The sequence below is a fragment of the Streptomyces sp. NPDC016562 genome (genome assembly GCF_043076955.1).
Lineage (GTDB): Bacteria > Actinomycetota > Actinomycetes > Streptomycetales > Streptomycetaceae > Streptomyces.
Genome location: NZ_JBIBRZ010000002.1, coordinates 1,473,480 through 1,498,422 on the forward strand (window position 1 = coordinate 1,473,480; position 24,943 = coordinate 1,498,422).

General features: G+C 72.7%; 26 protein-coding genes and 1 pseudogene. 20 read left to right on the forward strand and 7 right to left on the reverse strand.

All coding sequences use genetic code 11. The features are described 5' to 3' along the window. The first annotated feature begins 26 nt into the window (after positions 1–26). Positions 27–431, forward strand: coding sequence for a DUF5997 family protein (locus ACF059_RS14340; RefSeq protein ID WP_360903342.1), 405 nt, complete (start codon positions 27–29; stop codon positions 429–431). A 64-nt stretch (positions 432–495) separates the two neighbouring features. On the opposite strand, the gene ACF059_RS14345 is transcribed toward ACF059_RS14340, so the two are convergent. After that, positions 496–1,134, reverse strand: a complete 639-nt coding sequence (locus tag ACF059_RS14345; RefSeq protein WP_392056103.1) for a YdeI family protein — start codon at positions 1,132–1,134, stop codon at positions 496–498. 84 nt (positions 1,135–1,218) lie between these two features. Between ACF059_RS14345 and ACF059_RS14350 the strand changes: the two genes are divergently transcribed. From ACF059_RS14350 to ACF059_RS14370, 5 genes and pseudogenes are all read left to right on the forward strand, one after another. Then, positions 1,219–2,310 (forward strand): tellurite resistance/C4-dicarboxylate transporter family protein, encoded by a 1,092-nt coding sequence (locus ACF059_RS14350; protein WP_392056106.1) that lies wholly within the window; start codon positions 1,219–1,221, stop codon positions 2,308–2,310. Further along, positions 2,192–2,602 (forward strand): VOC family protein, encoded by a 411-nt coding sequence (locus tag ACF059_RS14355; protein ID WP_392056711.1) that lies wholly within the window; start codon positions 2,192–2,194, stop codon positions 2,600–2,602. The genes ACF059_RS14350 and ACF059_RS14355 overlap by 119 nt, the downstream gene beginning before the upstream one ends. Before the next feature lie 19 nt (positions 2,603–2,621). Then, complete coding sequence (locus tag ACF059_RS14360; RefSeq protein WP_392056109.1) at positions 2,622–3,308, forward strand: epimerase; 687 nt, start codon at positions 2,622–2,624, stop codon at positions 3,306–3,308. A gap of 57 nt (positions 3,309–3,365) precedes the next feature. Then, positions 3,366–5,651: an AAA family ATPase gene (locus ACF059_RS14365; RefSeq protein WP_392056112.1), complete on the forward strand. Its 2,286-nt coding sequence runs from the start codon at positions 3,366–3,368 to the stop codon at positions 5,649–5,651. A gap of 73 nt (positions 5,652–5,724) precedes the next feature. After that, a pseudogene (locus ACF059_RS14370) lies at positions 5,725–5,844 on the forward strand (transposase); the annotation flags it as partial. A gap of 631 nt (positions 5,845–6,475) precedes the next feature. Here ACF059_RS14370 and ACF059_RS14375 read toward each other — a convergent pair. Further along, positions 6,476–7,330, reverse strand: coding sequence for a hypothetical protein (locus tag ACF059_RS14375; protein WP_392056115.1), 855 nt, complete (start codon positions 7,328–7,330; stop codon positions 6,476–6,478). 688 nt (positions 7,331–8,018) lie between these two features. On the opposite strand from ACF059_RS14375, the gene ACF059_RS14380 reads away from it, so the two are divergent. From ACF059_RS14380 to ACF059_RS14390, 3 genes are all read left to right on the forward strand, one after another. Further along, positions 8,019–8,588, forward strand: coding sequence for a hypothetical protein (locus ACF059_RS14380; RefSeq protein WP_392056118.1), 570 nt, complete (start codon positions 8,019–8,021; stop codon positions 8,586–8,588). Between the two features lie 66 nt (positions 8,589–8,654). Further along, a complete protein-coding gene (locus tag ACF059_RS14385) occupies positions 8,655–9,239 on the forward strand; it encodes a hypothetical protein (RefSeq protein WP_392056120.1) in 585 nt (194 codons plus the stop codon). Positions 9,240–9,579: 340 nt separating this feature from the next. Beyond that, positions 9,580–9,939, forward strand: coding sequence for an NTP pyrophosphohydrolase (locus tag ACF059_RS14390; RefSeq protein WP_392056123.1), 360 nt, complete (start codon positions 9,580–9,582; stop codon positions 9,937–9,939). Positions 9,940–9,989: 50 nt separating this feature from the next. Here the strand turns inward: ACF059_RS14390 and ACF059_RS14395 are convergent, their stop codons facing one another. Continuing rightward, the gene (locus tag ACF059_RS14395; protein ID WP_392056126.1) at positions 9,990–10,454 is read right to left on the reverse strand and encodes a hypothetical protein; all 465 of its coding nucleotides are present in this window, start codon (positions 10,452–10,454) and stop codon (positions 9,990–9,992) included. A 498-nt stretch (positions 10,455–10,952) separates the two neighbouring features. Between ACF059_RS14395 and ACF059_RS14400 the strand changes: the two genes are divergently transcribed. Together ACF059_RS14400 and ACF059_RS14405 are read left to right on the forward strand one after the other, a co-directional pair. Further along, positions 10,953–11,621, forward strand: coding sequence for a response regulator transcription factor (locus tag ACF059_RS14400; RefSeq protein ID WP_366864712.1), 669 nt, complete (start codon positions 10,953–10,955; stop codon positions 11,619–11,621). Positions 11,622–11,664: 43 nt separating this feature from the next. Next, entirely contained in the window at positions 11,665–12,039 is a 375-nt protein-coding gene (locus ACF059_RS14405; RefSeq protein ID WP_392056129.1) for a YbjQ family protein, read from the forward strand. 64 nt (positions 12,040–12,103) lie between these two features. Here ACF059_RS14405 and ACF059_RS14410 read toward each other — a convergent pair whose 3' ends face one another. Beyond that, the gene (locus ACF059_RS14410) at positions 12,104–13,051 is read right to left on the reverse strand and encodes a DMT family transporter (protein ID WP_392056132.1); all 948 of its coding nucleotides are present in this window, start codon (positions 13,049–13,051) and stop codon (positions 12,104–12,106) included. A gap of 28 nt (positions 13,052–13,079) precedes the next feature. Between ACF059_RS14410 and ACF059_RS14415 the strand changes: the two genes are divergently transcribed. The 5 genes from ACF059_RS14415 to ACF059_RS14435 all read left to right on the forward strand — a co-directional run bounded on the left by ACF059_RS14415 (position 13,080) and on the right by ACF059_RS14435 (position 18,096). Next, positions 13,080–14,639, forward strand: a complete 1,560-nt coding sequence (locus ACF059_RS14415) for a PLP-dependent aminotransferase family protein (protein ID WP_392056135.1) — start codon at positions 13,080–13,082, stop codon at positions 14,637–14,639. A gap of 43 nt (positions 14,640–14,682) precedes the next feature. After that, positions 14,683–15,126 carry an LPXTG cell wall anchor domain-containing protein gene (locus ACF059_RS14420; protein ID WP_392056138.1) on the forward strand — a complete coding sequence of 148 codons (444 nt, stop codon included), beginning with the start codon at positions 14,683–14,685 and terminating at the stop codon, positions 15,124–15,126. A gap of 8 nt (positions 15,127–15,134) precedes the next feature. Continuing rightward, positions 15,135–15,827, forward strand: a complete 693-nt coding sequence (locus tag ACF059_RS14425; RefSeq protein ID WP_392056141.1) for an RNA polymerase sigma factor — start codon at positions 15,135–15,137, stop codon at positions 15,825–15,827. Then, on the forward strand, positions 15,824–16,360 hold the full coding sequence (locus ACF059_RS14430; protein WP_392056144.1) for a hypothetical protein: 537 nt from the start codon (positions 15,824–15,826) through the stop codon (positions 16,358–16,360). The genes ACF059_RS14425 and ACF059_RS14430 overlap by 4 nt, the downstream gene beginning before the upstream one ends. Positions 16,361–16,440: 80 nt before the next feature. Further along, on the forward strand, positions 16,441–18,096 hold the full coding sequence (locus ACF059_RS14435; protein ID WP_392056147.1) for a glycoside hydrolase family 20 protein: 1,656 nt from the start codon (positions 16,441–16,443) through the stop codon (positions 18,094–18,096). 36 nt (positions 18,097–18,132) lie between these two features. Here ACF059_RS14435 and ACF059_RS14440 read toward each other — a convergent pair whose 3' ends face one another. After that, the gene (locus ACF059_RS14440; RefSeq protein ID WP_392056150.1) at positions 18,133–18,972 is read right to left on the reverse strand and encodes an endonuclease I family protein; all 840 of its coding nucleotides are present in this window, start codon (positions 18,970–18,972) and stop codon (positions 18,133–18,135) included. A 284-nt stretch (positions 18,973–19,256) separates the two neighbouring features. Beyond that, positions 19,257–20,069 carry a glutamate ABC transporter substrate-binding protein gene (locus ACF059_RS14445; protein ID WP_366864724.1) on the reverse strand — a complete coding sequence of 271 codons (813 nt, stop codon included), beginning with the start codon at positions 20,067–20,069 and terminating at the stop codon, positions 19,257–19,259. A gap of 218 nt (positions 20,070–20,287) precedes the next feature. Between ACF059_RS14445 and ACF059_RS14450 the strand changes: the two genes are divergently transcribed. Both ACF059_RS14450 and ACF059_RS14455 read left to right on the forward strand, forming a co-directional pair. After that, positions 20,288–21,394 (forward strand): hypothetical protein, encoded by a 1,107-nt coding sequence (locus tag ACF059_RS14450; RefSeq protein ID WP_392056152.1) that lies wholly within the window; start codon positions 20,288–20,290, stop codon positions 21,392–21,394. A 145-nt stretch (positions 21,395–21,539) separates the two neighbouring features. After that, positions 21,540–22,100 carry a TerD family protein gene (locus tag ACF059_RS14455; protein WP_392056155.1) on the forward strand — a complete coding sequence of 187 codons (561 nt, stop codon included), beginning with the start codon at positions 21,540–21,542 and terminating at the stop codon, positions 22,098–22,100. A 191-nt stretch (positions 22,101–22,291) separates the two neighbouring features. On the opposite strand, the gene ACF059_RS14460 is transcribed toward ACF059_RS14455, so the two are convergent. After that, positions 22,292–22,927 carry a TetR/AcrR family transcriptional regulator gene (locus tag ACF059_RS14460; RefSeq protein ID WP_392056158.1) on the reverse strand — a complete coding sequence of 212 codons (636 nt, stop codon included), beginning with the start codon at positions 22,925–22,927 and terminating at the stop codon, positions 22,292–22,294. A 152-nt stretch (positions 22,928–23,079) separates the two neighbouring features. On the opposite strand from ACF059_RS14460, the gene ACF059_RS14465 reads away from it, so the two are divergent. Both ACF059_RS14465 and ACF059_RS14470 read left to right on the forward strand, forming a co-directional pair. Then, positions 23,080–23,964, forward strand: a complete 885-nt coding sequence (locus tag ACF059_RS14465; RefSeq protein ID WP_392056161.1) for a phosphatase PAP2 family protein — start codon at positions 23,080–23,082, stop codon at positions 23,962–23,964. Next, complete coding sequence (locus ACF059_RS14470; RefSeq protein ID WP_392056164.1) at positions 23,961–24,866, forward strand: hypothetical protein; 906 nt, start codon at positions 23,961–23,963, stop codon at positions 24,864–24,866. Before ACF059_RS14465 ends, ACF059_RS14470 begins: the two co-directional genes overlap by 4 nt. Positions 24,867–24,943: the final 77 nt, after the last annotated feature.

Sequence of the window (24,943 nt, forward strand, 5' to 3'; positions counted from 1 at the left end):
CGCACACGCTCGATACTCTTGACACCATGACGTCGCACCAGAACACCCAGACGATGAAGCCCGCGACCGCGGCGAAGAAGCTGGGCGTGTACCTCGAGGCCACCCCCGCCGAGTTCCAGGAGGGTGTCGTCTCGCGCAGTGAATTGAGTGCGCTCCAGGCCGACCCGCCCCAGTGGCTGCAGGACCTGCGCCGCAACGGCCCCCACCCCCGGCCGGTGGTCGCGTCCAAGCTGGGCGTCTCCATCGCGGGCCTCGCCCGGGGCGGAGTCACCGAGCCCCTCACCACCGAGCAGATCGAAGCGCTGAAGCAGGAGGCCCCCGAGTGGCTGCAGCGGGAGCGCGCCACCCAGGCCGAGGTCCGCAAGGAAGCGGTACGGATCAAGGAGAAGAAGGCGGAGCGGGCCGAGAAGGAGCGCGACGAGCGTTCCTGACCTGCACCTCCTCTTCCCGTCAGGCCCGGCTCCCCCCGAGGGGGTCGGGCCTGACGGCTTTCCCTCAGCCCGAGCCCCAGCCCGAGCCCAAGCCCAAGCCCGAGCCTGACCCCGTACCGGCGCCCGTGCCCGGGCCCGGACCGGTCACCAGCAGCCGCAGCGCCCGGTCGAGCCGCGCCTGCCTGGTCCGGGCAGTCGGCGCCTGGAGCAGCGGCAGCAGCAGCTGGTAGCGGCCGGTCCTGTCGAGCGCCTCGAAGGCCGCGGCGGCCCCGGGGTCGGCTTCCAGCGCCGCCGCCAGATCGGGCGGCACCTCCGCCGTCCGCTGCGACGCGTAGGCGCGCTCCCACCGCCCGTCCGCCTGCGCCCTGCGCACCTCGGCCAGCCCGGGCTCGCGCATCCGGCCGGCGGCCGTCAGCGCCGCGACCTTGTCCACGTTCACGCGCGACCACAGGCTGCCCGGCCGCCGGGGCACGTACTTCTGCAGGTAGTACCGCTCGTCGAGCGAGCGCCGCTGCCCGGAGATCCAGCCGTAGCACAGCCCGATGTCGACCAGCTCGTCATCGGTGACGCTGCCGATGCCCGACTTCTTCTTGGCCACCTTGATCCACACGCCTTCACGGCGCGTGTGGTGCTCGGCGAGCCAGCCCTCGAACGCCGCCGCGTCCGCGAAGCCGACGACCTCCACCCCGCCCAGTTCCTCCATGGCACTCAGGTTAGGCCCCTGTCGTCACGGCAGGGCCGGTCCCGTCCGCTGGCGGCCCGCGCAGCCGTGCGGTCCGCTGGAGGGGTGAGCATTCTCCCCGGCCGCCGCCGCCGGTGGGCCGGGCCGCCGCCCGCGGCGGGAGCCGCCGTCATGGCCGCCGCCATCCTCTCCGTCGGCCTGCACCTGACCGGGCACGAGGTGCTGTCGCTGGCCGCCCTCGCCGTCGCCGCCGCGCTGTGGCTCGTCCTGGCCGCCGACCTCACCGCCAGGCTGCTCGGCGACCGCGGGCGCCTGCGCGCCGAGGCCGACACCCCGGCCGCGCTGACGGCCGTGGCCGCGACCACCGTCATCGGGACCCGGCTCGCCGCCCTCGGCTGGCGGAGCGCCGCCGCCGGCCTGCTTGCGCTGGCCGCCGCGCTCTGGCCCGGCCTGCTGTTCACCGTCGTACGGCACCGGCGGCGGCGCATGCCGGGGGCGGCGTTCCTCGCCTGCGTGGCCACCCAGGGGCTCGCCGTGCTCGCGGCCGTCCTCGCCGGCGACCGCGACGACTGGCTGGCCGGGGCGGCGCTGGCCGCCTTCTGCCTCGGCCTGCTGCTCTACGCGGTGGCTCTCCCGCACTTCGACCTGCGCGAGGTGGCGGGGGGCCGGGGCGACCACTGGGTGGCCGGCGGGGCGCTGTCCATCTCCGCCCTGGCCGGATCCAGGCTCACGGCGTCCCCCGTATGGACCGGCGGCGCGCACACGGCCCTGCGGACCGTCACGCTCGCGGCGCTCGCGACCTCCCTCGTCTGGTACGCGGTCCTGCTCGCCGCGGAGGTGCGCCACCCCCGTCCCCGCTACGACGTCCGGCGCTGGGCCACCGTCTTCCCCCTCGGCATGACGGCCACCGCCTGCCTCTCCGTGGCGGACCCGGCGGGCATCGCCTGGCTGCGCCCGCTGGGGGAGGTCCTGCTCTGGATCGCCGTGGGCGCCTGGCTGCTGACCTTCACCGCGCTGCTCGCCTCCCGCCTCACGGGCCCAGTAGGGTCCCGCCATGGCATACACGTTCCAGGTGACCATCGACTCGAACGCACCGCACGCCCTCGCCGACTGGTGGGCCGACGCCCTCGGCTGGGAGGTGGAGCCGAGCGACGAGCAGTTCATCCGCAGCATGATCGAGGCCGGTCGGGCGACTGAGGACGACACCACCACCCACCGCGGCACCCTCGTCTGGAAGGCCGGCGCCGGGATCCGCCACCCGCAGGGCCTCGAACACGCGCCCCGCATCCTCTTCCAGCTCGTCCCGGAGGCGAAGACCGTCAAGAACCGCGTGCACCTCGACGTCCGCACCGGCCCCGACGACCCGCAGAGCGTGGTCGAACGACTCGTCGCCAAGGGCGCCACGCACCTGCACGAAGGCCGTCAGGGTCCCTTCACGTGGACGACACTCGCCGACCCCGAGGGCAACGAGCTCTGCATCACACCCTGAGGCCCCTACCCTTCCTGACGTGAACGTCATCCTCTTCGGCGCGACCGGCATGCTGGGCCGGGCCGTCCTGCGCGCCTGCCTGCGCGACGACTCCGTCGAAAGCGTCCTGGCCGTCGGGCGCAGCCCGCTCGGCGTCAGCCACCCCAAGCTGCGCGAGCGCGTCCAGGACGACCCCTCCGACCTGGGCGCCGCGGGCGTCGACCCGGCCGCGTACGACGCCTGCTTCTTCTGCCTGGGCGTCTCCTCCGTCGGCATGACGGAGGACGCGTACCGGCGCGTCACCCACGACCTGACGCTCGCCGTGGCCCGTCCCCTGGCCGCCGCCAACCCCGGCATGACCTTCGTCTACGTCTCGGGGGAGGGCACGGACAGCACCGGACGGGGCCGCGTCATGTGGGCCCGGGTCAAGGGACAGACCGAGAACGACCTGATGGAACTGCCCTTCCGGGCCTACATGTTCCGGCCAGGCATCGTCCAGCCGGTGCCCGGCGTGCCCTCCAAGACCCGGCTCTACCGCGCGCTCTACGCGCTCACCGGACCGCTGGTCCCGCTGCTGCGGCGCATCGCGCCGAACCTCGTCATCACCTCCGAGGCCTTCGGCCGGGCCATGATCGCGGTCGCCACCCCCGGCACCGAGGTCCCCGGCCACATCCTGCGGCCCGCGGACATCAACCGCCTGGGCGGCGCCGGGACCAGGCGTAATTGAGTACCGGGCACCCCCTCCCGCACGTGAGAATGAGCCATCTCGAACCGGGAGGAACCCATGAGCCAGGAGACCCTGACTCTGCATGACCTGGTGCCCGCACAGGCGCTGGCGGACTCGATCGACGCAGGGTACGTGACCCGCAAGTCACACCCCGAACTGCCGCTGTCCATCTACACCTACACGCGGACGGCCCAGTACGAGCGCGTCTGGAACGAGGTCACCACGCGCTGCCGCGGCCTCGTCGCCGACGACAGCACCGGCGCGATCGTCGCCCTGCCGCTGCCGAAGTTCTTCAACGTCGGCGAGCACACGTCGGGCCAGCCGTACGCCCCGGCCCTGCCCGACGAGCCGTTCGAGGTGTACGACAAGGTCGACGGCAGCCTCGCGGTCGTCTTCCACTACGCGGGCCGCTGGCGGGTCGCCTCCAAGGGCTCCTTCACCAGCGGCCAGGCGACCTGGGCACAGCGCCGGCTCGACGGCCGGGACACCGCGGGCCTGCGCCCGGGCACCACCTACCTCGCCGAGATCCTGTACCCGCAGAACCGCATCGTCGTCGACTACGGCGACCGCCGCGACCTCGTCCTCCTCGCCGCCTTCGGCGCGGACGGCACGGAGGTCCCGCTCGCCGAGGCCGCCGCGCACTGGGACGGGATCGGCTCCGTCGTCACCGTATGGCCCGCCATGCCCCTCGACGAGCTGATGGCGCTCACCGAGTCCAACACCCTGCCCGGCGGCGCGGCCACGACCGGCACCCAGGCGGAGGGCTTCGTCCTGCGGTTCGCCTCCGGCGTCCGCGCCAAGGCCAAGCTGTCCGAGTACGTGCGGCTCCACAAGGTGCTGACCGGGGTCACCGAGCGGGACGTCTGGCGCGCCCACGGCGTCCAGCGGTTCGCCGGAATGCCCGCCAAGCAGCTCGCGCAGGCCCTCAACTGCACGCTCGCCGAGGTCGAAGCGGCGGGCGGCAAGCCGCTCGACGCGCTCCTGGAGCAGGTGCCCGACGAGTTCGACCTGTGGGTGCGCGAGGTGATCGCGCGTCTGGAGGACGAGGCCGAGCGGCACGAGCGTGCCATCGACGAGGCCTACGCGGGCCTGGCGCACCTGGCCGGCGACCGCGGGGCCTTCGCCCGCGCGGTCAAGGAGCTGGACGACCGAGGCGTGCGACCCGCGATGTTCATGCGGCTCGACGGCAAGCCGACCGCACTGACCACCTGGCGCCAGGTACGGCCGGAGACGGCCGACCCTTACGCCAGCGACGAGGAGAACGACGCGGTGCCCGCAGCCGCGCACCGGCCCGCCCGCCCGCCCGCTGCCCCCTCCGCGCCGGTGCGGCGTTCGGCGCCCGTGGTCGCCCCACGGGTTCCCGCTCCGGCCGCCGCCCCCACGGCGGAGCCCGGCACGCCGGAGCCCGCGCTGCCCGTCGTGCACGTCATGACGGGTCTGCCGGCCTCCGGCAAGACGACGGCGGCCCGCGCCCTCCAGGCCCGGTCCGGCGGCCGGATGCGCCGCGTCAACCTCGACGACCTGCGCAGCATGCTCGACCTGCCGGACCCGGAGCGGGGCCGCAGCTTCGCCCACGAGCAGACGGTCCTGGCGGTCCAGGACGCGGCGGTGCGCGCGGCGGTCGACGGCGGCTTCGACGTGGTCGTCGACAACACCCACCTGACCAAGAACATCCCCAAGCGCCTCAAGGCGGCGGTCGGCGGTCTCGCGACCTTCGTCGTCCACGACTTCACCGACGTCCCGCTGGAGGAGTGCCTGCGCCGGGACGCCGCCCGCGAGCGCCAGGTCGGCGAGGAGATCATCCGGGTACTGGCCGAGAAGCACCAGAAGGCCCGCAAGGGCGGCTGGCGGCTGACGTCGGAGTGGATGAACGGCGGGTCTGCCGCGGCCGCGGTGCCACCGGTGACGCCGTACGTCCCCGATCCGGCGCTGCCCGCCGCGGTCATGTGCGACATCGACGGCACGCTCGCGCTGACGGGCGACCGGGGGCCGTACGACTTCTCGCGCTGCGAGCTGGACCTGCTCAACGAGCCGGTCCGGCACGCGCTGGACGCCTTCCGGCGCGCCGACGGCGACACGATCGTGCTGCTGTCGGGACGCAGCGAGGAGCACCGGCCGCAGACCGAGTCCTGGCTGGCGCGCCACGGGGTGCCGTACGACGAACTGTGGATGCGCGCGGCCGGCGACACGCGCCGCGACGACGTGGTGAAGGCGGAGCTGTTCGACGCGCACGTACGCCACCGGTACGCGGTCCGGGTCTCGCTCGACGACCGGGACCGGGTGGTCGCGGTCTGGCGCCGGATGGGCCTGCCCACCTGGCAGGTCAACTACGGGGACTTCTAGGGCCTGTGTGATGTCGTGATCAGTTGCCGGGTGCTGCCTTCTGCGGGGGGTGGAGCCCGGTAGGACATGGGTCGTGACGCGTAGGCAACTCACGGATGCTGAGTGGAAGTTCATCGAGCCGTACCTGCCGATCGGCAGGTACGGCCCGTACCCCGAACGGCTGCGGGAACAGTTCGAGGGGGTGATCTGGCGGCAGGGTGTCGACCAGGTGGCGGGGGAAGAAGTGCACGGCGAAGCCGCCGTGCACGTAGATGCAGGAGGGTGACGCACAGCAGGCCGGTGCCGCCCACGGCGATGGCCGGTGCGGGTGTCGGTGTGGTGGCCATCGCGGTACGCCCTTCGCCTCACCCCGGACGCCCGCCCCATCAGGCCAGTGTTCCCCCACGACCGGGCGTGCGGCCATGCCGGTCACGATGGAAGCGGAGCGTGATGGAGGGCGGGGGCTGCCACGGCGGGGTGTCACGCTGTCGCGTGTCACGCCGGAAGAGCCCCGGGAGCCGGGGTCGGGCCCTCCGACATCCCAAAAGGCCCCATTCGGACCTTCGGCCCTGTGGTCCTGTCTCATCGGACCTTGACCGGTCTCGGCCATGGGACTGGTAGGCCCGCATGTTCAGGAGTCGCGTATTCGCCGTAGCCGCCATTTCTAGCCGGCTCCCGCACGTCGTGGGTGCTGTTCGAGCATGGCAGTTGTGTCGTGCTGACCGCTCCGGAAGGGAAGCTGGCCGAACAGACCACCACCCCAGTGAAGGAGTTCGGCCCGGTGCATGCCGGATCTTCGGCAGGAGATTTTGGGGTGATCGACCTCAAGGACGCCGAGGGATGGGTCAGTGGTCGGCGGTGGGCGCGTAGGGCGGGATCGTCCAGCGCATCGTCGTCTGGCCCGTGGGGCCAGGCTGAAGAGTCACGGGATAGACCTGTCCGAAGGTTCGTTCGCCGCGATGTCTCATCGAGTGGTCGCCGCTGTCCCAGTTGATCCCCAGGACGGGGCAGTCAGCGACCGTGATGGCGCCGATCCGCAGTGGGTGGGTCCAACTCGCGCGGTTGAAGCGGTGGAAGTCGGTGTGCTCATCGACTGCAACCATGACGCCCCGGCCCTGTTCGTCGCCTTCCCAGTTGGTGAGGGCTTCGCCGAGTTTCTTGGCGTCATCGAGCGGGAGATCGAGCCACCCTCGCACTTGACTGCCGTGTCGCAAGATCGGGTCTCCGCCGAACTGACGATGGGCGGTCTCCGCGTAGGCTCCCCAGTAGGCGACATCGGCAAGGCCGTCGGTTGACGGGTGGTCATCTCCCGTCCAGGAGTCCAGGGCAAGCGCGTCGCCGAGCACCATGCCGCAACGGTCGACCGGTAGGTCGCCAAGGATGATCGGTTTGTCTGCTGCGGTGCCGGCCCATGGCATACCGAGATCGATTTCAAGGACTGCGATGGTTGGTCCCCCGTCGAAGGGCGACGTTGCCGTGCGGGCCCGCACCATCAACGGCCTGTCATTGGCAGCGCGAACCGAGGCCATCTCACACATCCAGTCGTGTACGTGTCCGCCGCCGATGGATGCCGCGGCACTTGCGCGCGCGGACAGCGGTCGGCCCAACTGGGGCCAGTAGTCGATCCACGATGCCATCCCCAACACGAGGACTCCCGACGGCGCCGTCACGACTCCCAGCTCAATGTCACTCTCAGCCATGCGGCGATTGAACCTTCCTTCTGTTCTGAGGATCAAGGCGCGGGTGGCCGGTCAGCGCCTGTGGTCACCCGGGGCATACCGGCTCCGGGTTCCGCCAGCTTCGGTGACCGGGCGGGTGGCTGTCTTGTCGTGACCGAGCGCTTTCGCGATGACGGGAGCCTGGGCTTGGAGGACGAGCTGACGGATTGCGGAGATCCTTCCGCGCTGAGGTGAGACGCCGATCTCACACAGGTGGACTTGAAGGCTGACCGGGTTCATGGGCTGTCCAGGATGACGGCCGGGGAAGAGCCACTGCGAGCTCTGCTGCTGGCGTAGGGCATGTGCGGGCGGCATGTAGGCCCGTATCAGGGAGGCGACGGGCTCCGACAAGGGGCACGGCGGGTCTCCCAGCCGGACGGCGACGGTGGCCCCGTCGTCGATGATGTCGTCCACCGTGAGGCGGACGATGCGGGTGACGAACAGCTGCTGCAAAGGCACCGGGACGAAGCCAAGGGATCGGGCAAGCTCCAGCTCATATCGACGTCCAGTTTCCCCGATTTCGAATCGGCGCAGACATACACCCAGTACAACCGTCCCAGGCCGGACCTGTCCATGACGCCCATGGGGTGAGCACTCGCCTCAAGTACGATCCCAACCTCAACCCGCCCTTCGTCGTCCTCACGTCGATGCCTGAATAGGGGAGTGAACCATGGACGATCTCACGGCGGACGCCTGGGCAGACGGACTCGCACTGTACGAGGACCGCTGGGCATTCACAGCTGTGGCCCCACGTGACCGCGTGGAGTGGTGGTTCGACGTCGCGGCGGTCATGCGCGGTGAGACCGCGGATCCACGAGGGTGGGCTTCACTCGATCCGTACGAGGAGGACGCCGACCGGGAGGTCGAGACGTTCGCCTGGATCGAGCCCCCCACCAGTACAGCGGACATGGAACGCTTCAATTCTTCCGTCGAAGAACTCCCCCGCTCCTCGGTCCGATCACTCATGGTCCTGCTCGCAGTCGTCGGCATGAATGTGTCGAAAACCCGTGACTTCGAGGATCGCCGGCCGGAAATGGAGCGCCGTGCCCGGCTGCTGCTTTCGCGCTTCCCCGATGACACTTGCTTCTACTCCAACGTCGATTGGAAGGGCGAGCATCCGAACTTCTACGAACAGCCGGTCAATGGGACCAGTCCGTTCAGCCGAAGCCGTTGGGACGCAGGCCTGATCGCGATCAACGACACCGAAGTCGCTCTAATCTGGACTTTCGAATCCTTCTGACCTCCCGCCCTGACGGGGGAAGCATTGCTCACCCCAACCGCCACCTACCCGACCGGGAAACCGCCAATGACTGAACTCACCGCGGAGGCGTGGGCAGACGCGCTCGAGCTCTACCAGTACAGCTATACCTCCGTATCCGTCGTCCGCCGGGAGCACGAGGAGTGGTGGCTCGACGCCGCCGCGATCATGCGCGGTCAGACGTCCGACCCACGCGGATGGCGATCGCTCGATCCGGACGAGGACGAGGACGAGGACGAGGACGAACAACGGGACGATCCGCTGTTCCCCTTCGCCGAGGCCCCGACTACACCCGAAGACGTGGTCCGCTTCCGGCAGCGAGTGACCGAGCTTCCCCGGAGCTCGGTCCAGTCGCTGGTCGTCCTGCTCGGTATTCCCGGCCTGGAGGTGGCCAAGGCGGCGGATTTCGACCGTGATCGGCCCGAAATGGAACGCCGAGCACGTCTGATCCTCTCGCGCTTCCCCCACGGCACGCGCTTCTACTCCAATGTGGGGTGGAAGACCGAGAACCCGGACTTCTACGAGCAGCCCGTCCGCCTGACGGATCCGTTCAGCCGCTACGGCTGGGATGCCGGTCTGATTGCCGTCAACGACGCCGAAGTCGCGATGATCTGGTACTTCGACCCCACCTGATCAGATCCACCGAACTGGGAATCCATGCTGACGCGCACCGCCACATACCCCGACCGGGAAACCGCCCAATGGGCTACCCAGTAGGTCATCACCCGTATCGAGTCCGGCGCGAGCCCGGCGCGCCCGACGGTTTCGTGCACCCCACCGTCCCGATCTGCCTGTGGAGGCCGTCCCCGATGTCCATGAAGCCCATCGAGTTCGACCGCCGCTATGGCGAGCTGGACCAAGTGGTCAGCGCGTACCTCGGTCAGCCCGGAGACGACGAGCAAGACCGACCGAGCCGCGCTCTCAGGGCTCACCCGAGACGTTGCGCAGCAACAGCACACCCCGCCTAGTCCCCGTGGCGAGCGTGCTGATCGTCGATGCGGCGAACGTCGTCGGCTCGGTGCCGGACGGCTGGTGGCGGGACCGGCGGGGCGCCGCCGAGCGGCTGCGCGACCGGCTGGCCGAGCGGAGCGGTGCCTTCGGGGAGGAGGAGATCATCCTCGTCGTCGAAGGCGCCGCCCGGGGCGTCGAGTCCGTCCCCGGGGTACGGGTGGACGCGGCGCCCGGGAGCGGGGACGACCGCATCGTGGAGCTGGCCGCCGCCTACGCCGGGCGCGACTGCGTCGTGGTCACGGCCGACCGGGAACTGCGGACACGGGTCCGGGCGTACGGTGCGCGGTGCGTGGGTCCGCGTGCCGTACGCCCGGTGGACTGAGCCCGGGGGAGGGGCGCCGGTGGGCCGGCGCCTGTGCACCGGCCCCCGGGTCAGCGGCAGTACCGCACCTCGGAGAGGTTCTTGACGTAGCGGGCGGAGACCCAGCGCTCCTTCTCGTACGACGCCGCGCGGTCCGTCCGTCCGGAGCCGTTCTCCCCGGCGCCGTTGCGCTCGGCCAGGCGGTACCAGACGCGGTTCCCGCCGACGTTCTCGCCGTACTTCTTGCACGCGATCTCGACCCGGCTGCGCGGGGACACGTAGCCCAGGCTCTGCGAGTGGGTGGTCGGCTTGCTGCGGACCTTCAGCGGGCCCTTGGAGACGACCCTGCCGAGGGCGTAGCGGTCCTCGGGGTACGCGCCGGGCTCCGAGGGCCAGGGCTGTGCGCCGACGACGATCTCCCGCGGCGGCAGCTCCTGACCGGGTCCCTCGTCAGCGCCGGCGGCGCCCGCTGCGACCAGCCCGAGAACCAGGCTTCCGGTGGCGAGGGCGAGGACGGTCCTGGTGGGCTTCAGCATGTGCCGGCTCCTCTGCGAAGACATCCGCCCGGCCGCATCGCCGGGCCCGGGGTGGCGACCAGGTGGCCGCCACGGACGAACTATGACGAGGGAGGACTCCTCCACCCCGCTGACTCACCGCCCATTAGCCCGATATGAGCAATCTGTCCAGTCGGGGCGCGGTGGCTCGGGACGCGTCGGCCGTGCCCGCCCCCGAACGGGCACGGCCGCGCAGCGGGGCCCCGGGGGGACAGGGCCGATGCCGGACGCTGGACCGGCGCAGCAGAATCTACGGGCCCACGGCGCGCGGACGCGCCCATCCACGGGTTGAGATCCGCCTACCCCTTTGGGGGGCGGCCCTATACAACCAGGGGGGTACAACAAGGGGGTTGACGTGCACTTGGCCACACAGCGGGCAATGATCCACCACGGCGCGCGGGGCGCCGAACCCGCTCCAGGGGGGCGGCCGGCAGGCCGGCCGGAGGCGTTGCGCGCCGCGACCGGGAGGGGATGACGCGGATGCCGTCCGTACTCGTCGTCGACGACCAGTTCCTGATCCGGTCCGGACTGACCGCCCTGCTGACCGCCGCACCCGGCTTCGAGGTGGTCGGCGAGGCCGCCGACGGCGAGGAGGCCGTCCGGCTCGCCGCCGAGACCCGGCCCGACGTCATCCTCATGGACATCCGGATGCCCGGGACGGACGGCATCGCCGCCACCGAGCGGATCCTCGCCGGACGGCGGGACCCCGCGGACGGCGGGCCCAAGGTGCTCGTCCTGACCACCTTCGACTCCGACGAGCACGTCCTGGGCGCGCTCCGGGTCGGCGCCAGCGGCTTCCTCGTCAAGGACACTCCACCCGAGCGGCTGCTCGCCGCCATCGCCACCGTGCACGCCGGCGAGATGCTGTTCAGCCCCAGGGCCCTGCGCGGACTCGTCGACACCTACGCCGCCCGGGTCCCGGTCCGCGCCCCGCACCCCGGCCTGGACACCCTGACGCCGCGCGAACGCCAGGTGCTCGCCCTGGTCGGCGCCGGGCTGTCCAACGCCGAGATCGCCGGGCGGCTCGTCCTGAGCGCCGCCACCGTCAAGACGCACGTCCACCGCTGCATGAGCAAGCTCGCGCTGTCCAGCCGCGCCCAAGCCGTGGTGGTGGCCCACGAGTTCGGCTTCGCCGCACGCATGCCCTGATCCCCGGATGCGGCCGACGGCGCGCCGGGCCACAGTGGGGGCCATGGGAATCGAAGACTTCGGCGGCGGCCCCGGCGCGCACCAGACGGGCGTCCTCGTCGTGACGACCAACGACGTCCCCGGCCACCGGGTCGAGCAGGTCATCGGGGAGGTCTTCGGTCTGACCGTCCGCTCCCGCCACCTGGGCAGTCAGATCGGGGCGGGCCTCAAGTCGATGGTCGGCGGCGAACTCAGGGGCCTCACCAAGACCTTGGTGGAGACCCGCAACCAGGCCATGGACCGGCTCATCGACCAGGCGAAGGCGCGCGGCGCCAACGCCGTGCTGATGATGCGCTTCGACGTCACCGAAGCCGCCGGCGTGGGGACCGAGGTGTGCGCGTACGGGACGGCCGTGGTCCTGGTCCCGGCCTCCACCTGATCCGACCTGATCCGATCTGATCCACGAGGCCGGGCGAGGAGCCGATCCACGAGGCCGGGCGGTCTCAGGACGAGGCGGCCGCCCGGCGGTCGGTACGGGGCGCGGGGGCGGGTGTCGGCCGCGGCGCCGCGGCTGCGGAGTCCCGCCCCGGACGCAGACCCACCGCCAGCCCCGCGATGACCACCGCCAGGCCCAGCCACACCGCCGGCCCCGGGACCCCGCCGCCCGTGAGGACCCCCGCGGCGGCCGCTGCCAGCGGCGCGATGCCCGTCAGCAGGCCCGCCCGGCCCGAGCCCACCTTCGCCACCGTGCGGTACCACAGGAGGAAGGCCACGGCCGTCACCATGACGGCGAGGTACCCGGCCGCCGCCCACTGCGTGCCGTCGAGCGACCGGAGCTCGGCGGGACGCTCGAAGACCACCGTGAGCACCGCCAGCATCAGCGCCCCCAGCCACACCGCGTGCACCGACACCCCCCACGCGCCGTGCCGCCGTAGCACCGGCACGGCCAGGAGCGTGAACCCGGCCTCGCAGCCCAGCGCGAGCACCGCCCATCCCACGCCCGCCGCGTCCGTCCGGCCCGTCCCCTCGACCAGCACCGCCCCGGCCACCACGACCGGAGCCGCCAGCATGACCTGACGGCTGGGCCGGCGCCCCTCCAGGAACGGGCCGATCAGCCCCAGCAGGATCGGTACCGAGGCCACCGCGACCGCGATCACGGCCGGTTCGGCATGCGCGACCCCGCGGACGACGGCCACGTTGAACAGCACCAGCCCGGTCGCCGCGATCCCGGCCAGCCACAGCCACTCCCGTCCGCGCGGCCGCAGTACCGGGACCCGCGCGGCCCGCGCCAGGGCGAGCAGGAGCAGCGCCGCGGCCGCGTACCGGACGGCCTGCACGGCGAACAGGGGGGCGTCGACGAGGGACCGGGACACGGTGACGCTGCTGCCGACCAGTGCCATCCCGGCGATACCGGGCGCCAGGTCCCGCAAGGCGGTGGTGGTTGTCTTCATACCCTCAGCCTGGGACCACAATGGTCCCATGAGCAGGTCCAAAGAAGACGGCGTCGAGGGGTCCAAAACCACCGAGGGGTCCCCTGACCCAGGGGGCTCGGACTTCCTCCAGCTCGACATCGGCGTGGCCCCGGCCGGCGGACGCACCGACTGGCTGGCCGCGCGGCTGCGCGACGCGATCACCGACGGCCGGCTTCCCGTCGGCAGCCGGCTTCCGGCCAGCCGCGTCCTCGCCGCCGAACTGGGCGTCTCCCGCGGTCTCGTCACCGAGGCCTACCAGCGGCTGGCGGAGACCGGCCAGGTCAGCGGCCGGGGCCGCGGCGGCACCGTCGTCGTCGCCGCGCCGCCCCCGGCGGCCGCGCCCACCAACGCCCCCACGCCCGCTCCTCTGCCCGCCCCCGCGCGCGGAGGCCTCGTGGACGCCCTGCGCGCCGAGCCCTGCCGGATCGACCTCTCGCCCGGGGTGCCCGACCTCACCGCCTTCCCGCGCACGGCCTGGCTCCAGGCCGAACGCCGGGTCCTCGCCGCGCTCACCGCGGCGGACTTCGGCTACGGCGACCCGCAGGGCACGCCCGCGCTGCGGGAGGCGGTCGTCGGCTGGCTGGCCCGCAACCGGGGCATCCGCGCCGACCCCGACGAGGTGGTGATCGTCGCGGGCGTGGCCCAGGCCCTGGGGCTGCTGGCGCAGGTCCTGCGCGAGGAGGGCGTCCACCGGGTGGCGGTGGAGGACCCCGGCTCGCTCGGGGCCCGGCAGCAGCTGGAGTACGGGCGGCTGGAGACCGTTCCCGTACGGGTGGACGGGGCCGGGCTGGACGTGGCGGAGCTGCGGGCGAGTGGGGCCGGCGCCGTGCTGCTCACGCCGGCGCACCAGTTCCCCACCGGGGTCGTGCTCGACGGTGAGCGCCGCCGTGACCTGCTCGGCTGGGCGGGCGACGGGGGACTGGTCATCGAGGACGACTACGACGCCGAGCACCGCTACGACCGGGCCCCCGTCCCCGCGCTGCGCGCCCTGCTGCCCGAGGGCGTCTGCTACGCCGGGAGCGTGTCCAAGCTCCTCGCCCCCGCCCTGCGGCTCGGCTGGCTGCTGGTCCCGCCGCGGCTGCGCGAGCGCGTGATCACCGCCAAGCGCTACGCCGACCTCGGCAATCCGGTCCTCGCCCAGCTGGTCCTCGCCCGGCTGATGGACTCCGGCGAGCTGGAGCGGCACCTGCGCTTCGTCCGGCGTCGCCACCGGCGCCGCCGCGACGCCATGCTCCGCGCCGTCGCCGAACGGCTGCCGGGAGCCCGGGTGCACGGGGCGGCCGCCGGACTGCACCTGATGGTCACCTTCGACGGCGCCGGCTTCGACGACACGGCCCTGGCCTCGGCCGCCCTGGCCCTGGGGGTCAAGACCCATCCGCTGTCCTGGCACCGCCTGCGGCCGGGCCCTCCCGGCCTGATCCTCGGCTACGCGGCGGGCGCGGCCGGTGAGATCGAGGAGGGCGTCGCCCTCCTCGGAACGGCCCTGAACGGGCTGCCCGCCACCGGACGGAAAGTTTTTCGCGAACGGCGGCAACCTCCCGGGGGGTCGCGCGTCGTGCGGGGGTGAAGGGCGTGGTCCCGCGCCCTCGACCCGACCGTGGAGAACCACCGTGAAGAACCTCAACCGTGTCCCCCTGGCCGTTCGCCGCGCGGCCGTCACCGCCACCGCCGCGGGGGCGGCCCTGGCCGCCACCGGCCCGGCCTGGGCCGCGGACGGCAGCCCGGCCGCGCCCTCCCCCTCGGTCAGCGTCCCCGCGTCCCCGTCGGCCGGCGCCCCGGGGAGCTCCGCGCCCTCCCCGTCCGTGAGCCTCCCGCCGCAGGCCGCCCTCCCCAGCGTGTCCCCGGCCCCGGGATCCGGCAGCCAGTCGGCGGCGGCGCCCTCCCCCGCCACCTCCGCGACCCCGTCCACCGCCCCCTCCGGCCCCGGCGAAGCGCCCGAGCTCGCGCATACTGGCTCCTCCGCGACCACCATGGCCCTGGGAGCGGGGGCCACCGGCCTGGTCCTCGCCGGCGCCGCAGCCCTGTACACCGTGCGGCGCCGCACCAACAGCTGAGGAACCCAGTGCTCCACCTCGCGCCACCCATCGGCCCCCTCACGCCCGGCTTCGGCCGGGCGTGGCGGGGCCTGCGGTCGTTGCTGCGCCGGGACCGGTCCGCCCCGCCGGGCCCCTCGCCGCTCCTCCCGCGGCCGCACGGCTCCTCGTACCGGACGCCGACGTCGTACGGGTCCCCGTACGCCTATGACCCCACCGGCCACGGCGAGCCGCCGCCGCCCACCGTCACCGAGCTCTACCACGCGCACCGGCTGCGGATGGTCCGGCTGGCGGTGCTGCTCGTCGACGACCTTGCCACGGCCGAGGACGTGGTCCAGGACGCCTTCACCGCCCTGTACCGCCGCCACGGCGAGCACATCACCGAGGTCGACAACGCCCTCGGCTACCTGCGCACCGCCGTCGTCAACACCTCGCGCTCCGTGCTGCGCCGCAGGCGCACCGTACGGGCCTGGACCCCGCCGACGCAGGCCGACGTACCGTCCGCGGAGGACCACGTCGTTCTGGACGAAGCCCACCGCGAGGTGCTCGCCGCGCTCGGCCGGCTGACGCCGCGCCGGCGCCAGGTCCTGGTGCTGCGGTACTGGGCCGACCTCAGCGAGGCGGAGATAGCGACCACCCTGGGGATCAGCCGGGGCGCGGTGAAGTCCAACGCGAGCCGCGCCCTGGACGCGCTGGAACGGATTCTGGAGGGACGGATATGACGCGTGACGGCGAACGCCTCGCCGGGCGCACGGCCGAGCGCCCCGTCGAGCGCCGGCTGCGGCAGGCCCTCGACGCCCGCGCGGACGGCATCGACATCCGTCAGCTGCGCCCCGCGGATCCGCCGCGGCCGCCGGTGCGGCGGCTGCCCGTGACGCGGCTCCGGCGGTTCGCACTGCCGCTGGCGGCCCTGGCGGCGGCTGCCGCCGCCGGAGTCGGCTATCTGCTGCTCGCCCCGGAGCCGCAGAACGGGCCCCTACCGCCGGCCACTCCGCCGAGGATCACGGCTCCCACCCCCTCCCCGGACGCCACGCCTTCCGCCGCTCCGCCGCGGCCCACGCCGGGCGCGGACACCCCGGGAACCCCGGAAGTGTCCTCGTCCCCCTCCAGGTCGGGGCCCCCGTCCCCGACGGCCTCCTCGAAGCCGTCGCGTCCGGTGACGCCGTCGTCGTCCGTGCCGCCGTCGGCGGGTCCGCCCGGCGGGCCGGGGAGCGCCACGACCTCCTCACCGTCGGCGTCGACGCCGCACCAGTAGCCGGGTCCTCGCGGGGAGCACCGGTCCCGGGTCGCGCGCCCGTGCCCCCCGTGCCACGTTGGTACGGGGGGAAAGGGTGCATGATGCGACGCGATCCCAGGCAGCACAGGAGAGTCCACGTCATCGCGACGACCACGGTCGCCGCGCTGGTCACCCTCGCCGTCCCCGCCTGCACGGCGGCCTCCGACCAGGCCCGCGGCCCCGAGTCCCCGGGCACCTCCACCCCCACCCCTGCCCGCAGCACTGTGACGGGGACCGACCCGGCCGGGGCCGCCCCTTCCCCCACGCCCGCCCCCACGCCGTCCTACCCGCTGTCCACCGCTCCGCGCACCATCCCCGCCGTACGGGAGCACGTGCCGGCCCGCGGACCCGGGTGGAAGCCGGCGCCCGGCGCCCGGGTGGTCGTCGCGCAGGGCGACGCGGCCGCGCTGTCCGACGAGGCCAAGCTGCTCGCCGGTGAACTGGCCATCGGATACGGCGAGTCGGCCGCCCCGCGCCCCGGCGACGTCGAACTGTCCCTGGGCGCCGCGGGCTCCGGTCCGCCCGAGTCCTACACCCTCACGGTCAAGGACGGCCGGGTGCGGATAGACGGCCCCGACCAGGCCGGGGTCTTCTACGGCACCCGCACGCTCAAGCAGGCCGTGCGCAGCGGCGGTTCGGCCCCCGAGGGCACCGTGCGCGACGGCCCGGCCAAGCCGCAGCGGGGCCTCAACCTCGACATCGCGCGCAAGCACTTCACCCCCGACTGGATCGAGGACCGGCTGCGCGAGATGGCGGACATGAAACTGAACCAGCTCGGCCTGCACTTCTCCGACGACCAGGCCTTCCGGATCCAGTCCGACAGCCATCCGGAGAGCGTCTCCACCCCGCACCTCACCAAGGCGCAGGTGCGTGCCATCACCACGCTCGCCGCCCGGCTGCACATCACCGTGGTCCCGGAGATCGACTCGCCCGGACACCTCGGAGCGGTGCTGCGCGCCCACCCCGACCTGCAACTGCGCGACGTACAAGGCCGGGCGGTGCAGGGCGCGGTGGACATAGCGAACCCGGCGTCCGCCCGGCTCATCGACGAACTGCTGCGCGAGTACCTGCCGTTGTTCCCCGGCGGGGCCTGGCACCTGGGCGCCGACGAGTACCAGGCGCTGGTCGTCCGCGACCCGCAGGCCTCCTTCCCGCAGCTCGCGCGGGCGGCGCAGCAGCGGTACGGCCCCTCGGGGCGCGTCCAGGACCTGGCGACCGGCTGGCTCGACGACCGCGCCGCCGTGATCCGTCCGTCGGGCAAGGCGCTCAAGGCGTGGAACGACGGTTTCTTCACCGGCGGGGTGGCGAGCGCGGCCAAGGACCTCCAGGTCGAGTACTGGACGGGCAAGGAGATCGGCGCCCGTCCGCCGCTGGAGTACCTGCGCGAGGGCCGCAAGCTGGTGAACCTCAATGACGAGTACCTGTACTACGTGCTCGGCGAGCCGAACCAGTTCACCTATCCGACGGGCCGGCGCATCTACGAGCAGTGGACCCCTCTGGTCCTGCGCGGCACCACGCCCGTCCCGGCGGCGTACGGGAAGCAGATCCTGGGCGCGCGCCTCGCCGTCTGGTGCGACCTGTCCGGCGCCCAGACCCAGGTGCAGGTGGCGCAGGGCATCCGGCTGCCGCTGGCGGCGCTGTCCCAGAAGGTGTGGGACTCCCGTACGCCCGCGCTGTCCTGGTCCGGCTTCCAGGCTCTCGCCGGCCGGCTCTGACGGGGCCCGCTACCCGTCCGTAGCGGGCGGGCACGTCTACCAGATGGAGTTGACCCACTCCGGGTGGTCGATGAACGGGTTGCGGTTGTGCTGGTACGTGTCGAATATGACCTGGTTGCGGCGCTGCTCGAAGGCGTCCGGCGGGTCCATCTGGTTCCACTGCTTGAGCAGGCTGAGCCGGCCGAAGAGCGGCGCGGAACCGTTGTTGACCCGGTCGTTCATCTCCAGGTCCGCGAAGCCGTCGTCGCCCTCGTAGCGGACGGCCATGTAGAGCAGCATCCGCGCCACGTCACCCTTCACGGCGTCGCGCGGCTCGAAGGAGTCGGCGTCGGTCAGGCTGCCGGGGGCCTCGCTGACGGGGCTGCCGCCCAGGTCGAAGTCCTTGTTGCCCCGGGTGCTGTTGACAGTGACGTCCTCGGGCCGCAGGTGGTGCAGGTCGGTGCCCGGGCCGGTGGAGGTGCCGAAGTCCCCGTGGCTCTTGGCCCAGACGTGCTCGCGGTTCCAGTCGTTGGGGTCGCCGCCGTTGCTGGACTTGGACTGGGAGCGGCCGGAGTAGACCAGGATGACGTTGTTGGGGTTCGCCGGGTCCTGGTCGGTCACCTTGAGGGCGTTCCACACGCCGTCGTAGGACACCTTGGACTGGGTCTTGATGATGTTGTGCAGGGCCGTCTTGAGCTCGGCCCCGGTCTTGCCCTCGGCGGCGGCGTAGTACGAGTCCACCGTGGAGGCGGTCGTGACGGTCGCGACGGTGGTGGCGGCCGCGGCGGCCCCCGAGGCCGCCGCCGTCTGCTGGCCGGCGGAGGCGGCCGCCGGTACGGCGAACAGGGCGACGGCGGCGAGGCCGGCTGCCCAAGGAGTCAGGCGCGAGATTTTCATCAGGGTGGGGGTACCTCTCCATACGCACCGTCCCCACCTGGGGAATTGGCGGGGTGTCAGTGGAGCGAGGCTCACATTGTCATGTGCCGGACAGGTAAAATCCATGTGTCGGGGAGCACACCGCGCGGCGGAGAATGCGAAGAGGAAGGCCGCCATCCGCTTGAGGGTTCCCGGAGCGCACGCCGACGAGCCGACGCCCGCGACGGTGTGCGGGGGCCGGCTCTACGTCGTCAGGGCACGCCTCGACTCCGGCCGGTGCGAGCCGGCCGGAGTCGAGGCGATCGTCAGCTGCCCGTGGTGACCTGCGGGGCGGGCTCGTTCTTGTAGTGCGAGCCGAAGTTCTTCTTCACGGCCGCTTCCCAGGAGCCGTCCGCGACCATCTTCTTCAGGGCCTCGTTGATCTTGCCCTGGAGTTCCTTGTCGCCCTTCTTGAGGCCGATGCCGTAGTTCTCGTTGCTCAGGTTCTGGCCCAGCAGCTTGAACTTGCCCTCGTTGCCCTTGCGGGCGGCGTACCCGGCCAGGATGGCGTTGTCCGTGGTCATGGCGTCGACCAGGTTGTCCTGGAGGGCGACGACGCACTCCGAGTAACCGCCGAGCTCCAGCGTGGCCGCCTTGGGGGCGAGGTTCTTCTTGAGGTTCTCCGCCGAGGTGGACCCGGTCACCGAGCACAGCTGCTTGGAGTTGAGGTCCTCGGGCTTGTTGATGGAGCTGTCGCCGGCGCGGGTCAGCACGTCCTGGTGCGCGAGGAAGTACGGACCGGCGAAGTCGACCTTCTCCTTGCGCTTCTCGTTGATCGAGTAGCTCGCGACGACGAACTTCACCTCGTTGTACTGGAGGAGCAGCTCGCGGTCGTTGCTGAAGACCTGCTTGAACTCGATGCGGTCCGGCTTGTAGCCGAGCTCCTTGGCCACGTAGGTGGCGACGTCCACGTCGAAGCCGGTGAAGGTGCCGTCGCTCTCGCGCATCCCGATGCCGGGCTGGTCGAACTTGATGCCGATGGAAAGGGTCCCCTTGTCCTTGTCGTCACCAACGCACCCGGAGGCCGTCAGGGCGAGGGCGATCACTACGGCGACCGCACCGGCCTGGGGAACCTTCATTCTGCAACTCTTTCCTGGGGGGACGCGGGCCGCGTACCGGGATCGCCGGGGCGCGTGGAACCGCGGAAACACGGGGGACGTCGAGACATGTGTACGAGGAAGCTAGGAAGAGGGTGGGCGCAGCGTCACTAGATTTGAGCAAAACTTGAGCATAACGATCTGGGTCGGCCGTAGATTCTGTGGCGGATCAAGGCTGGGGCAGGAGAAAAGGGGCGGGCGTGGGCACAGGTTCGGTACGGGTGGACGGGAATGCGCTGCTACTGGGTGAAGGGGTGCAGATCCGGTTCATCCGGACACTCCGGCTGCCCGAGTCGGGTACGCACGCGCTGCCGCCGGGGCTCGGGGAGTTCCCGCTGAGGCGGGTGGAGGACTATCCGGACACGGTGCCGCCGGAGTGGCTGGCGAAGGGCGGCGTGATGCTGCCCGTGTACCTGCGCGAGGCGATGTGGCTGAGCTTCGGCGGGACCCGGGAGCCGGCCGCGCTCCAGGTCGGCGTCGGCAAGGTGTGCGCCGTCTCCGGCGAGCGCTGGACGGGCGCCCTGGGACGCGGTCCGCAGAACTACGTGGTGCTGCCCCGGCAGCCGTGGCTGGACGGCATCAACTCGGGGGACGGCACGGTGCGCCAGTTCGTCGCCGTACCGCTGGGGCTCGGAGCCACCGTCGAGGGGCAGGTCACCGGCGAGGAGACCACCGGCGGCGTGCAGCTCCAGGCGTTCCCGCTGGGGGCGCCGGCGTTGGCGCAGTGGCGGCGGGAGCAGCAGGCCCGGCCGGCGGCGCCCAGGGCCCCCGGCGGGGGCGCCGTGTACGGGGCCGCGCCCGCCCAAGGAGGCTTCGGCGGCCCGGTTCCCCCGCCGATGATGGCCGCGCCGAGCGCGCCCGCCGCGCCCTCGGGCGTCACGCGGGGCGCGGCGGGCCCGCAGTCGGCCCCGCCCGCGGCCGCGGCGATGGGGCTGGGCGTCGGCGGCTCGATGCACCAGGAGGTGTACCGGGACGACCGCCCGCTGTCCGACTGGGCCGCCGAACCGGCCGCGCGGGTCTTCGTCCACCTGGTGCCCCCGCCCGCGTGGCGCCGTATCACCGGGGAGGACGCCCCGCCCTCGCCCATCGACCGGGCCGCCTACACCCGGGCCGGGCTGCCCTGGTTCGACTACTACGACGAGTCGGCGGCCGATCTCGCACCGGCCGACACCTTGGGCCGGGTGAAGCCGGTGGGGGAGTGGCTCGGCGACGACCACACGCCGTGGGAGGAGCCGGCCCCCGGGCAGGTCAAGCCGCTCGGGAACGCCCCGAGGCCGGGCAAACCCGTACAGGACGGCGACTGGTAGCCCGGGAGGGCGGCCCGCGGTATGCCCCCTTCCTCCCGTGGCGCTCCTGCGCAGGCCTGGCTGGGAACGTACGGTCGTCCGGGGCGCGGCGGGGGCCGCGTGGGATCATGAACGGTCAATTGCTGGCGCACGAAGGGGGAGTTCGGTGACTGGTGTACGAAAGGGCCTGGCGAAAGTGGAGGTCGCGCTGCGCTGGGACCCCAGTCCGGCCGGTACGCCCGCGAACGACCTCGATGTCGTCGCGGCGGTGTACGGCGCCGCGGACCCGCACGGGACCCCCCTCCAGCTCGTTCACTTCGGCAGCCGGTCACCCGACGGAACCATCACCCTGAACCGGGACAGTCACACCGGTCAGGGCTTCGGCTTCGACGAGGTGATGACCCTCGAACTGGACCGGATGGCACCGCAGTCGTGCCGCGTGGTGGTCGGCGTGGTCATCCAGCAGGTCGGCGCGGGCGTGCACGCGGGGGCGGGCGCGGACGGCACGAAGACCTTCGCCGACATCGGCGGGACGGGGTTCCGGATCCGCGAGGGCCACACGGACCTCGCGCAGGGGGACTTCGGGCCGGTGTCCACCGCCACCGCGGCCACCGTCGCGGAGTTCTCCCGGGAAGGCTCCTCCGGTGCCTGGTCGTTCGACCTGCGGTTGCGCGGATTCGACGCCGATCCCGAGGAGTTCGCCCGGACCATGGGCGGGGTCGACTGACGGCGGTCGCCGAGGGCGCTCGCCCGAAGGCGGTCGGCCGGGTCGTCGGTGACGCCGGGCCGCGCAGACCGGACGGCGGCCACTGTCTTGACGCAGTGGCCGCCGCCCGGTCCGGGTGGCGCGCTGCCGCCGTCCCCACGAGGCAGCGCGGGCGGGCCGCCGTCCGGTCATCGGGACGGTGACCCGCCGGTTCAGGGGGTCTGGCCGACAGGGTGCCGGGGGGTGGGGTGGGCGGGTGCGAGGCCCAGGGCGGGAAGGATCACCGCGTCGACGAACCTGACCAGGTAGGCGGCGTCGGCGTACTGCCCCTCCAGGAGCGGCCGGATGCGCAGGACGCCCATCAGCTGCGCCGGCAGGAACTCGACGGCCGGGTGGTCCGCGGCGATCTCGCCGCGTGCCACGGCCCGCCCCACCATGACGTCGAAGGCGGCCAGCTCCGGCTCGACCAGCGCCTCGCGCAGGGCGGCCTGGAGTTCCTCGTCGCTGAGCACGGCGTGCCCCAGGGCCTGGGTCAGCCGGGTGTCCCGTCCGGAGGTGCCGGCCGCGATCCGGGCCGCCTCGCGCAGATCGCCCGCCAGGGTCCCGGTGTCCACCGCGGTGAGGGTGCCCCGGCGGTCGGCGCGCAGGGCGGCGGCGACGAGCTGGGGCTTGGTCCGCCACTGCCGGTACAGCGTCGACTTGCCGCAGCTGGCCCGCGCCGCGATGCCCTCCATGGTCAGCGCCTCGTAGCCCTGTTCGCGCAGCTGCTCCAGGACGGCGTCGTAGAACTCCTGCTCCCGCTCCGGGGTGATCTTGGAGCGGCGCGCGGGGGGCGGCGTCGACGTCATGGGTGTGCGGCTCTCCTCGGAGGCGGGGCGGTGGATTCCGCTTCAAAAGTGTACGGGAACGCAACCGTATCGGTACAGCAGCGTATCGATACGCCAATGTATCGATACACTGGCGTGTCGCTGTGCGCGTAAACAGGAAGAGAGACCGGGGGATGACCTCCCACACCACACCTGCCGGGCCGGCAGGCGGACCGAGGGCCGCGCGCCGTCGTCTCATACGTGAGCTGCTGCTCGTCGCGGGCTTCTTCACCGTCTACAAGGCGGGCCGGCTGCTCTCGACCGACCGCACGGGCGAGGCCTTCCGCAACGCCGACTGGATATGGGACGCCGAGCGCGCCCTGCACCTGCCCGGCGAGGGTGCGATACAGAGGCTGCTGCTCCACGGGGACGTCCTCGTGCAGAGCGCGAACACCTACTACGCGGGTGTCCACTTCCCCGCCACCGCCGCCTTCCTGATCTGGCTCTACCTCCGCCGCCCCGGCCACTACCTGTGGACGCGCCGCGTGCTCGCCGTGCTGACCGGAGCCGCCCTGGTCCTGCACCTCGCCTACCCGCTCGCACCCCCGCGGATGCTCGCCGACACCGGGCTCATCGACACCGGGCAGGTCTACGGGCCCACGGTCTACCGGGCCGCACCGGACGCCGACACCCTGGCCAACCAGTTCGCCGCGATGCCCTCCCTGCACTTCGGCTGGGCGCTGATGCTCGCGATCGGAATGATCGCCGCCTCCCGCTCCCGATGGCGCGCGCTGTGGCTGCTGCACCCGCTGCTGACCCTGCTCGTGATAGTCGGCACGGCCAACCACTACTGGTTCGACGCGCTCGTGGCCGCCGCCCTGCTGGGCGTGGCCCTGCTCCTGGTCCCGCGGCCGCGCACGAGCGAGCAGGACCTGGAGGCGGACTCGGACTCGGATGTGGACTCGGGCTCGGGCTCGGAGCCCGGGGCGCCGGCGGGAGCGGACATCGATGCGGACGCCGCCGTACCCAGCCTTCCGCGCCAGCAGGGCGCCGACGTGGTCGTAGGGGCCCGACCATGAACGACACCGCCCTCGCCATCGGGCTGTGCCTCGCCTCGGCCGTGGCCTACGCGGCCGCCGCGGTGGCCCAGGAGCGGCTCGCCCGGGCCGCCGTCGCACGCAGCGCCAGGGCCCTGCTGGGCTCCGGCGCGTGGTGGTGGTCGGCCGGTCTGAACGCGGCCGCGGCGCTGCTGCACGCGGCCGCCCTGCGGTACGGGCCGCTCACCCTCGTCCAGCCGTTCGGCGCGCTCACCCTCGTCGCCGCCGTGCCCCTGGGGGCCCGACGGGCCGGGCGCCGCGTGGCGGCCACCGAATGGCGCGGCACCCTGGCCACCGTCGCCGGGCTCGGGCTGCTGCTGCTCCCGGCCTCCGGGCCGGCCCCCGACGACACCCTCACCCTGGCCGAGGCGCTGGCCGTCTCCGGGGCGACGGCCGCCGTGATCCTGCTGCTGACCGCGGTCAAGGACCCCCGCTCCGGGCTCCGGCATGCGACGGCGTCCGGTCTGGCCTCGGCGGCCGCCTCCGCCCTGACGCAGACCGTGGCCGTGGCCGCGGGCCGCGGCGGCGCCCTGCTCAGCGTCCGCGTCGGCGCGGTGGCCCTGCTCGTCATGGTCTTCGCGGTGGGAGGGCTGTTCCTGTCGCAGCGGGCCTACCGGGGCGGCCTGGGCGCGCCGCTCGCCGTGGTGAACCTGGCCAATCCGCTTGCCGCGGCCGCCATCGGCATGCTCCTGCTCGGCGAACGCCTCCAGGGCGGTCTGACCGGGGTGCTGCTGGCGGGGGCCGGCGCCGTCGTGGCGGCGCGGGGGGTCGTGCTGCTGACCCGGACACCGGCCGCCGAGACGGGTCCCCCGGCGCTCGCGGCACCCGGCCCTGGTTCCGCTTCTGCGGCCGAGTCCACCGTGCCGGTCGGCCGGGCGGCTTGAGGCGCGATCGGAGAATCGTTTCAGCCATGGCTGCCTCGCCCTCCGGCCCTGCTGACCGAATACCGGATCCTGTTCGG

Excerpts from the sequence above, each read along its gene's own strand:
- ACF059_RS14340 (WP_360903342.1), top strand. The coding sequence starts at position 27 with ATGACGTCGCACCAGAACACCCAGACGATGAAGCCCGCGACCGCGGCG.
- ACF059_RS14345 (WP_392056103.1), bottom strand. The coding sequence starts at position 1,134 with ATGGAGGAACTGGGCGGGGTGGAGGTCGTCGGCTTCGCGGACGCGGCG.
- ACF059_RS14365 (WP_392056112.1), top strand. The coding sequence starts at position 3,366 with ATGAGCCAGGAGACCCTGACTCTGCATGACCTGGTGCCCGCACAGGCG.
- ACF059_RS14375 (WP_392056115.1), bottom strand. The coding sequence starts at position 7,330 with ATGGCTGAGAGTGACATTGAGCTGGGAGTCGTGACGGCGCCGTCGGGA.
- ACF059_RS14380 (WP_392056118.1), top strand. The coding sequence starts at position 8,019 with ATGGACGATCTCACGGCGGACGCCTGGGCAGACGGACTCGCACTGTAC.
- ACF059_RS14385 (WP_392056120.1), top strand. The coding sequence starts at position 8,655 with ATGACTGAACTCACCGCGGAGGCGTGGGCAGACGCGCTCGAGCTCTAC.
- ACF059_RS14395 (WP_392056126.1), bottom strand. The coding sequence starts at position 10,454 with ATGCTGAAGCCCACCAGGACCGTCCTCGCCCTCGCCACCGGAAGCCTG.
- ACF059_RS14400 (WP_366864712.1), top strand. The coding sequence starts at position 10,953 with ATGCCGTCCGTACTCGTCGTCGACGACCAGTTCCTGATCCGGTCCGGA.
- ACF059_RS14405 (WP_392056129.1), top strand. The coding sequence starts at position 11,665 with ATGGGAATCGAAGACTTCGGCGGCGGCCCCGGCGCGCACCAGACGGGC.
- ACF059_RS14410 (WP_392056132.1), bottom strand. The coding sequence starts at position 13,051 with ATGAAGACAACCACCACCGCCTTGCGGGACCTGGCGCCCGGTATCGCC.
- ACF059_RS14415 (WP_392056135.1), top strand. The coding sequence starts at position 13,080 with ATGAGCAGGTCCAAAGAAGACGGCGTCGAGGGGTCCAAAACCACCGAG.
- ACF059_RS14430 (WP_392056144.1), top strand. The coding sequence starts at position 15,824 with ATGACGCGTGACGGCGAACGCCTCGCCGGGCGCACGGCCGAGCGCCCC.
- ACF059_RS14435 (WP_392056147.1), top strand. The coding sequence starts at position 16,441 with ATGATGCGACGCGATCCCAGGCAGCACAGGAGAGTCCACGTCATCGCG.
- ACF059_RS14440 (WP_392056150.1), bottom strand. The coding sequence starts at position 18,972 with ATGAAAATCTCGCGCCTGACTCCTTGGGCAGCCGGCCTCGCCGCCGTC.
- ACF059_RS14445 (WP_366864724.1), bottom strand. The coding sequence starts at position 20,069 with ATGAAGGTTCCCCAGGCCGGTGCGGTCGCCGTAGTGATCGCCCTCGCC.
- ACF059_RS14460 (WP_392056158.1), bottom strand. The coding sequence starts at position 22,927 with ATGACGTCGACGCCGCCCCCCGCGCGCCGCTCCAAGATCACCCCGGAG.
- ACF059_RS14465 (WP_392056161.1), top strand. The coding sequence starts at position 23,080 with ATGACCTCCCACACCACACCTGCCGGGCCGGCAGGCGGACCGAGGGCC.
- ACF059_RS14470 (WP_392056164.1), top strand. The coding sequence starts at position 23,961 with ATGAACGACACCGCCCTCGCCATCGGGCTGTGCCTCGCCTCGGCCGTG.